The sequence below is a fragment of the Pseudoalteromonas aurantia genome, assembly GCF_005886875.1.
GTDB lineage: Bacteria > Pseudomonadota > Gammaproteobacteria > Enterobacterales > Alteromonadaceae > Pseudoalteromonas > Pseudoalteromonas aurantia_A.
Window position 1 is genome coordinate 1 of sequence record NZ_PNBY01000173.1, and the last position, 7388, is coordinate 7388.

The 7388-nt window shown below is 39.0% G+C and carries 5 protein-coding genes; 3 read left to right on the top strand and 2 right to left on the bottom strand.

Annotated elements, in window-relative coordinates; all coding sequences use genetic code 11:
* Positions 1-540: 540 nt before the first annotated feature.
* Complete coding sequence (locus CWC18_RS20295) at positions 541-945, bottom strand: ExbD/TolR family protein (RefSeq protein WP_138676007.1); 405 nt, start codon at positions 943-945, stop codon at positions 541-543.
* Positions 946-1568: 623 nt separating this feature from the next.
* On the opposite strand from CWC18_RS20295, the gene CWC18_RS20300 reads away from it, so the two are divergent.
* Both CWC18_RS20300 and CWC18_RS20305 read left to right on the top strand, forming a co-directional pair.
* On the top strand, positions 1569-3800 hold the full coding sequence (locus tag CWC18_RS20300) for a TonB-dependent receptor (protein WP_138676010.1): 2232 nt from the start codon (positions 1569-1571) through the stop codon (positions 3798-3800).
* A 410-nt stretch (positions 3801-4210) separates the two neighbouring features.
* Positions 4211-4924 carry a hypothetical protein gene (locus CWC18_RS20305; protein ID WP_138676008.1) on the top strand — a complete coding sequence of 238 codons (714 nt, stop codon included), beginning with the start codon at positions 4211-4213 and terminating at the stop codon, positions 4922-4924.
* A 670-nt stretch (positions 4925-5594) separates the two neighbouring features.
* Here the strand turns inward: CWC18_RS20305 and CWC18_RS21805 are convergent.
* A complete protein-coding gene (locus CWC18_RS21805; protein ID WP_283235315.1) occupies positions 5595-5726 on the bottom strand; it encodes a hypothetical protein in 132 nt (43 codons plus the stop codon).
* A 378-nt stretch (positions 5727-6104) separates the two neighbouring features.
* Between CWC18_RS21805 and CWC18_RS20310 the strand changes: the two genes are divergently transcribed.
* A complete protein-coding gene (locus CWC18_RS20310; RefSeq protein ID WP_138676009.1) occupies positions 6105-7211 on the top strand; it encodes an MBL fold metallo-hydrolase in 1107 nt (368 codons plus the stop codon).
* Positions 7212-7388: the final 177 nt, after the last annotated feature.

Here is a 7388-nt window from a genome sequence, read left to right on the forward strand (position 1 = left end):
TTTTTCTTCCTTACGCAGGTTAGGATCCAAAACACCCATGCTTCTTGCCGCTGTTAATATAACAGGCTTCATATACTTACCCCGTTGTCTTCCTGACGCAGGTCAGGGTCAAAACCCCCATGTTTCTTGCCGCTGTTAATATAACAGGCTTCATATACTTACCCCGTTGTCTTCTTGACGCAGGTCAGGACCCAGAATAATTAGATTGGGTATGACGCTAATAGCAAATTATTAAGTTATTGATCTAATTGAGTAGAGCACTTCTTATACCAATTTATGTAAAGGTTAGTTCAGTGCATCTCTTTAGCACAATTCTTATGCTTATCTTGGTGTGGATATAAATAACAGCCTAGAAAATGACTCCTTAGTGACTATCTCTTTATTATTCTCGCATACTGTGCGTGATAAAGTACTGATGTATTTAACTCCCAAAATGCTGAATGAAACAAAGTCATGAGCGTTCCTATATCTAGCTGAATGATGTATTTGAAGGCACTGTAAGAGGTGTGGATTACTTACCTATTACAGTGATTAGGTTGATCAGTGAAGTGCTTCTCCAAGTGATACAGGTACATCTGTTTGTTCTTTTATGGCATTGAGCACTGTGACAAGCGTATTATGTTCACTTAAAGGGTGGGCGCGCAAGCTAATTGAGTTGAACTTTCCGACAGCTGCTAATCGCGCGACATTGACATTTATATTTTCAAGCGTGATCTGGCGATTATTTAAATATACTTGGTTTTGCTTATTAATGGTAAATACAGGGCTTATTTTGGGTTGTATCGTATTGGCGGTGTTATCTGCACGGTTCAACTCTAACGCAGTCTCTCGGTTAAAGCTGGCAGTAACAATAAAGAAAATAATTAAAATGAATACGATATCTAACATGGGGTTCATATCTACAGTGGCTTCTTGTGGGGTCAGTATTTTTTTTGAATTATGCATATAGCTGTTCTCCTTTTATGCCTCAACTCCAGCTTAGTCGGTGTTTGTATACATTTTGGCAACTTAATGTGAATATTAATATTTGCTTACAAATTGCTGAGAGGCAAGCCTGAAATTAATATAGGGAGAAAGCGCAGTGATTACTTTTAGTAAGATCATAGCCGTTGTTGATTCTGATTTTATTATTTAGTAATAGTAAATAATGGTTTCCTGTTGTCCATAGATATTCCAGTTTTTATTTTTGTGGTTTTTTAGGTTGTTGGATTTATTAATCACTTTAATATTGTGTGTTGGTTTGTATTTGTTTTTTTATGTGGGTTTTTGAAATAAACTTTCTAATGCTTCGAGTTGGGTGGGGGGCAAATATGATTATTGCTTTGTATTGTCATAAAGTGGTAACATATTCGCCCAGCCGAATAGCAGATTATTGCTGCATTTCTATTTGTTAATTCATGTTTATACGTATTGCGACCTCTTTTAATAGGTGGCATTTCTGTGTGCGTGTGTTTTTTAAATAATATATGTGCAGTGTCATGCTTTCACCCCGGTTGGCGCACCTTAGCGAGAAACCGGAACACACGAGATTAAGATTAACTAGTTTCTAATGAGGAACAAAGATGACAATGACACACGGTAAACTCACAGTAGCGCGAAACTTTAGCCCTGTAGCGGCAGCGACGGCATTTGCTTTGGCAAGTCTTGTTGCAGCACCGGTTATGGCTGAAGAAGTGGCTGCAAAAAAAGAATCGAAAATTGAAGCTATTACGGTAACGGCCACAAAGCGATCACAGGTTATTTATGAAGTGCCTATCGCAATGAGTGCATTTTCGGGTGATGACTTAGCTGCTCAAGGGATTGCTGATATTACCGATGTGGGTAAATTTGTTCCTAATCTTAATATAACCGGTTTTTCGGCAGGTCATAACTCATCGGCAAACCCTTTTATTCGTGGTATTGGTCTTCAGGATCATTTGATCACAACAGATCCTGGTGTGAGCGTTTACGTGGATGGCGTATACCTGGGCCGCCAAGTTGGTCAAAACTGGAATTTAGCAAACATCGAGCGTATTGAAGTTTTACGTGGGCCTCAAGGGACCCTATACGGTCGTAACTCAATTGGCGGTGCAATTAATATTATAACCAAGCAGCCAGGACAAGAAGCCGTTGCTAAAATGAGTGCTGAGGTAGGTACTCGTGGTCGTCTAAAGGGCAGTATTTTTACTAACCAAGCCGTAAGCGACGACCTTGCATTTAATTTTAATCTTGGCTTTAATCGTCGTGGCGGGTTAGGTGAGTTCATTAACTTACCAAATGCTGAATATGATGTAGGTGAAAATCAAGAGTTTCACGGTCGCTTTTCACTAAAATACAACGCCAGCGATGATTTACGTATTGTTTTCACCGCAGATGCGAATGACGGTGAAGGTGGCACGCGCCCGTACACTACATTAATTGATGAAATGCCAAATGGACGTCTATATCAAAACGGGTTGCGCAACACTGATGTTGCGGCTGACCCATATGATAATGCAACTGGCACGCTTGCCACTTCTAAGGTATCTAATAAAGCAAATGGTCTATCATTGACTGCTGATTACGACATTAACGAAGACTTAGGTGCGAAGTTTATTTTTAGTAAGCGTTCTTCTGAGTATATGGCAGGCCTTGATGACGATGGTACCAAGCTTGCGCTAGACCATTATCCAGAGCGTGGGACTGCAGATCAAACATCGGTAGAGCTGCAGTTTACAGGGTACTTGGGTAATGTGGACTTTGTGACTGGTTTATATTGGTTTAATGAAGAAGGGAGTAACCGTCAACGCTCTGATGAAGCAAGTTTTAACGGTGGGCCAACAAAGTTAGAGCTTGATCAAGAAACAACAAGTAAAGCCGTTTTTGTGAATGTTGGCTACGATGCCACAGATGATTTACGTTTATCTGGTGGTGTACGTTACACTGAAGATGAGAAGTCTGCGTCAACTAATGTATTTGATCCTGTCGGGACTGTTTACTCACAAAGAGAGTGGGATGATGTATCGTGGGAAGTGGCCAGTAACTACACTTTTGAGAATGGCTTAAATTGGTATGCGACTGTGCAGACTGGTTATCAATCTGGGCAGTATCCAGCCCGTCCTTATTTTTTGATAGGTCAGTATTTTTCAGTTGGCGGACCTGATAACCCTGAAGCTGCGGCAATTGTTCGTGCTAATAATGCATTTATGGCCAGTGAAAATATCAGTGCTATAAACTATGAAACAGGCTTTAAAGGCCAGTTAACCAATGACTTTAGTATGAGCGTGGCTTTATTTAATACTGAGTATGATGATTTACCTTATCAGGTGAATGTTGTTACAGATTCAGGCTTTGATACAAATAATTTAATCGTTGAGCAGACATCCCGTGGAATTGAGTTTGAAAGTACCTACATGGTAACTGATAATTTTACTGTGCATTCAAGCTTGGGTTATATGGATGTCGATGTTGAAGAGCAAAATGGCGTAAAACCAGTTGCACCACTTACACCTGAATTAACCGCGGCAATTAGCCCATCGTACGCATTTGAATTAAGTAATAGCGCATTACTCACCACGCGTGTAGATGTGTCTTATCGAGATAGCATGTACGGTGAGCCTAGCTATGATCCTCGTCGTATGACGCAAATTGATTCACGTACTACAGTAAACTTTGATATCTCATATGCCCCAATCAATGCTGATTGGACTGTATCTTTGTATGGTCGTAATGTATTTGATGAGCGTTATGATGATGCACGTTTGAATACTGGCGACTATATCTTGCTTATCAAGAGCAATGATGCGAGTGAATTCGGTGTACGCTACAGTGCTACTTTTTAAATCTCATTTTTAAAACTTACTTACCTAGAGTAGCTATCAATATTATGGATGGCTACTCTGTTTTCACTTAACGCTACCTACTTTAAAAGCCATTTTTCAGCAACGATATTCTGTAGCTATTTGTAGTGGTTAACCGTTACCGATCTCATCGTCATAATGAAGGAAGCTCGCCTATAGCGAAAGAAAAACAGTATTGGAAAACTTATAACGAGGTGGCCAAAAGCGGTTGACCACTTCAATGAGAGTCGCTTCACTTGGGTAGTAAGATGATAAATTTACCCATGTATTTATAAACACCCCCAGCTTTCACTTTCTCACAATTCACGCACATTTTCCTACAGTTAAGTACACGAATATTACAGGTTGTGTCGGTATTATCGTTGTTATTGAAGCAAGTAATAGGACATAACATGTTAAATAAAATTTCTTTTTTAGCTGCATTATTCTGTGTTGGCGCGAGTCAAGCGAATGAGTTAAGTGATCGTAACTTAGTCACTCGATCACTAACTGTGCAAGACAGTGAGTTACAAGTTGGTGGCGTTTTGGGTTACGGTAAAAACGGTGATGAAGACGATATTGGAGTTGGTCTTGATGCGCGATACGGCCTGAGTGATGACTGGACAATTGGCTTAGGCCATACTCGGTATCGGTTTTTGGACAGAGGAAATAGTGATTTAGGCTTTGAACTGACTGTCGGGGCTGGTTTAAAAGACATATACGAAAAGTTAGGGGGAGGCAATGTTGATGTACTAGGTTATGGTGCAGATATTACGGGTAAATATGTTTACTCGCAAGATACTGCGTTGCTATTTGGTGCGCAATATGTATTTTGGAATGTGCAACATACCGATAAAAATGCGGATGAATATCGGTTTAACCTAGGGGTACAGCATCAAGTATTGGAAGATGTGGTGATAACTACTAACTACATACTCCGGAGTTTAAATGATATGACACAATCAACCGCGCATGAGGCATCTGTGTCAATGAATTATGCACTTTCTAGAAGCTTAGATACTGGAGTGTATTTGAAGTACTCGAGCTTTAACCCGCAAGAGAATGGCTTTACGGCTGATAGTGCGTACAAACAAGGTGTTGGTGCCTATGTGAGCTATCGTTTTTAGTTGATTACCAAGAGGTGTTTATCTATTAGCATGTTGCTAATATAAGTATTGAAATCAATATAAACAATGCACAGACTTTAGGTAGCTTTCTCGTTGGCCGGGGGATAACGTGTAAACAGCGAATTTGGTTTCCCCCCATTCTGGCTGGGTTTTAGAGAAGGAGTCTGCCTTTACTTCTTCATCATACGTATATGATGTTAGTAAAGCAGCCTCAGAACCATCGAGCAATAGTTGATGGTAATAACAAAGCAGTTTGAGGGGACATTACGCATAGTGACTGTATTAATATTGAAGCAAAAAATGACCTTGAGGTTGTAGTTTGACGCTGGTAACTGATCCTGTAACACATTTTGTATACCTGCGAAGGTATAGTCTTTAATTAAATACTTTAGGGATAAAACCATGACATCGATTAATCCACACTTCTTGCTTTCATTAACTATGTCGCACTTGTGCCATTGGTGTATTTTATTCCCGGCTGGATAGAACCTATTTACCGAGTAATGAACTACTGCAAGTGTTTATTATTGTTGATTTTTACTTTTTCCAACCCTTCTAAAATCGAGGCTAAGCGCATGTATACCTTACCGAGATAACATATTACTAATACTTTCATAAATGTTCCTCTTATGGTTTCACTGATGAAGCATTAATACGGCATTATGACTTGTTATTGGAGACTCAAAAAATCAGCTTTGAGCGTGAATTTATCTTGTGTGGTTAACGTGAGTTCTTGCGAATAGTGCACGGTAGAAAAATAGAGGGAAAAGCTGAGCACATCAAGCTTTTTATAATCTTTCATTATCTTCCTTATAATTTGAATGTTCTTTCAAGTTAACTTTACTCTTTTTCAGTGATTTTTCGGGGAAGATTACCTTACCCGACAAAAAATGCGTTGAGATGAAAATATCAGGCCATTTTAATTATTATCAATCACACTTCTGTAGCGCCCATGCTTGGTTGAAATATATTTAGTGTCGCTAGGGTAGGTTGTTATGCGTCAATATCTATCGTAATTTTGAAATACTAAGCTAAGTGTCTTGTCAAGCTTCTGATTTTATTGTTTATTTTTTTGTTTTTCTTTTTGTTTTCTATTTTCGATAAATCATAAAAAGTGATTAAGATTTTAATGAACCGCAAATGTACGATGAGTGCATGTTATAGGAAAGGTATCGCAACCATGAAAAATAGACTTTTACTTACACTTATTAGTACTTTGTGTTTGAGTGCTTGCTCACAAAGTATCACCCGTATTGAGAATGAATTATTTTTAGTAACAGGAAAGAAATATCAAAATATGTACCCTAGTACGTATCAAGGGAGTGGCCCTCACCATGCTTATGATGAAGTAGACTTTTTATTACCAACTGAAAAGAAAGTGGTTGAGCAGGGCATGATCAGTTTTGCGCACTCAGGTATTGATAAGACGTTTGGCTTTGAATATGAGAAGTTACTCTCGCCTACTTTTGAAATAAGTAAAGGGAATGTCGGGCATATCACATGGCTTGGCCACGCAAGTTTTTTAATACAGAAAACAAATGGTGATGCATTGGTGACAGATCCTGTTTTTGGGGAATTTGATGGCTATGGCTGGCTTGGAAGTAAGGTTATTAATGACTTAAATCGCTTGGGTGAAGCACCGATAAAAGCAGACCAATTGCAGTTTGTAACAGGGGTCATGGTGTCTCATAACCACTACGATCACTTAAACAATGATTCTTTGAATGGTTTTAATGATGGCACCACTTTGTACTTGCCACTAGATACTGCCGATGATGTGAATTATCAGCAAGGCCCTATTGTTGAAATGGGGTGGTATACACAAACTCAACATAATAATACCGGCCTTCACTTTTTACCTGTAAACCATACATCTAGTCATGGTGCATTCGATACAGATGAAAGCTTGTGGGGGAGTTGGTTAATGGATGATGGTCAATATAAAGTTTATTTCGCTGGGGATACGGGTTATAGCCCTATTTTTAAAGATATACCGCAAAAAGTAGGCGATATAGATGTATGTTTAATGCCTATTGTAGCCTACCCTCGCGGAGCAAGAAAAATGCACATGTCACCAGAAGATGCAGTACAAGCTGCACAAGACCTGGGTTGTAAAGTGTTTATCCCATGGGGCTACGGTACTTGGGCATTAGGTTTTGAACATGTTAATGAGCCTTTACGCCGTTTAGAAAGAGCTGTTCAAGATATGAAGCCTAACTTTATTGTCAAAACCCTACTTGTTGGACAAGGTTTAAATTACGCCGAGCTATTAAGTACCTCTAAATAATGCCTAGCCTGAAGGTCAAAGTAGTATTACATATTATGGTTTAAGAGGTCAGTGTATGACAATACAGTGGCTTTTTTACTATCTCTTTTACACCATCTTATATAAGATATGTAGTGGTCAATCATTTTTGGCCACCTCGTTATAAGTTTTCCAATACTGTTTTTCTTTCGCTATAGG

What these genes read in the sequence shown, in the direction of transcription:
- CWC18_RS20295 (WP_138676007.1), bottom strand. Translation starts at nt 945, where the DNA reads ATGCATAATTCAAAAAAAATACTGACCCCACAAGAAGCCACTGTAGAT.
- CWC18_RS20300 (WP_138676010.1), top strand. Translation starts at nt 1,569, where the DNA reads ATGACACACGGTAAACTCACAGTAGCGCGAAACTTTAGCCCTGTAGCG.
- CWC18_RS20305 (WP_138676008.1), top strand. Translation starts at nt 4,211, where the DNA reads ATGTTAAATAAAATTTCTTTTTTAGCTGCATTATTCTGTGTTGGCGCG.
- CWC18_RS21805 (WP_283235315.1), bottom strand. Translation starts at nt 5,726, where the DNA reads ATGAAAGATTATAAAAAGCTTGATGTGCTCAGCTTTTCCCTCTATTTT.
- CWC18_RS20310 (WP_138676009.1), top strand. Translation starts at nt 6,105, where the DNA reads ATGAAAAATAGACTTTTACTTACACTTATTAGTACTTTGTGTTTGAGT.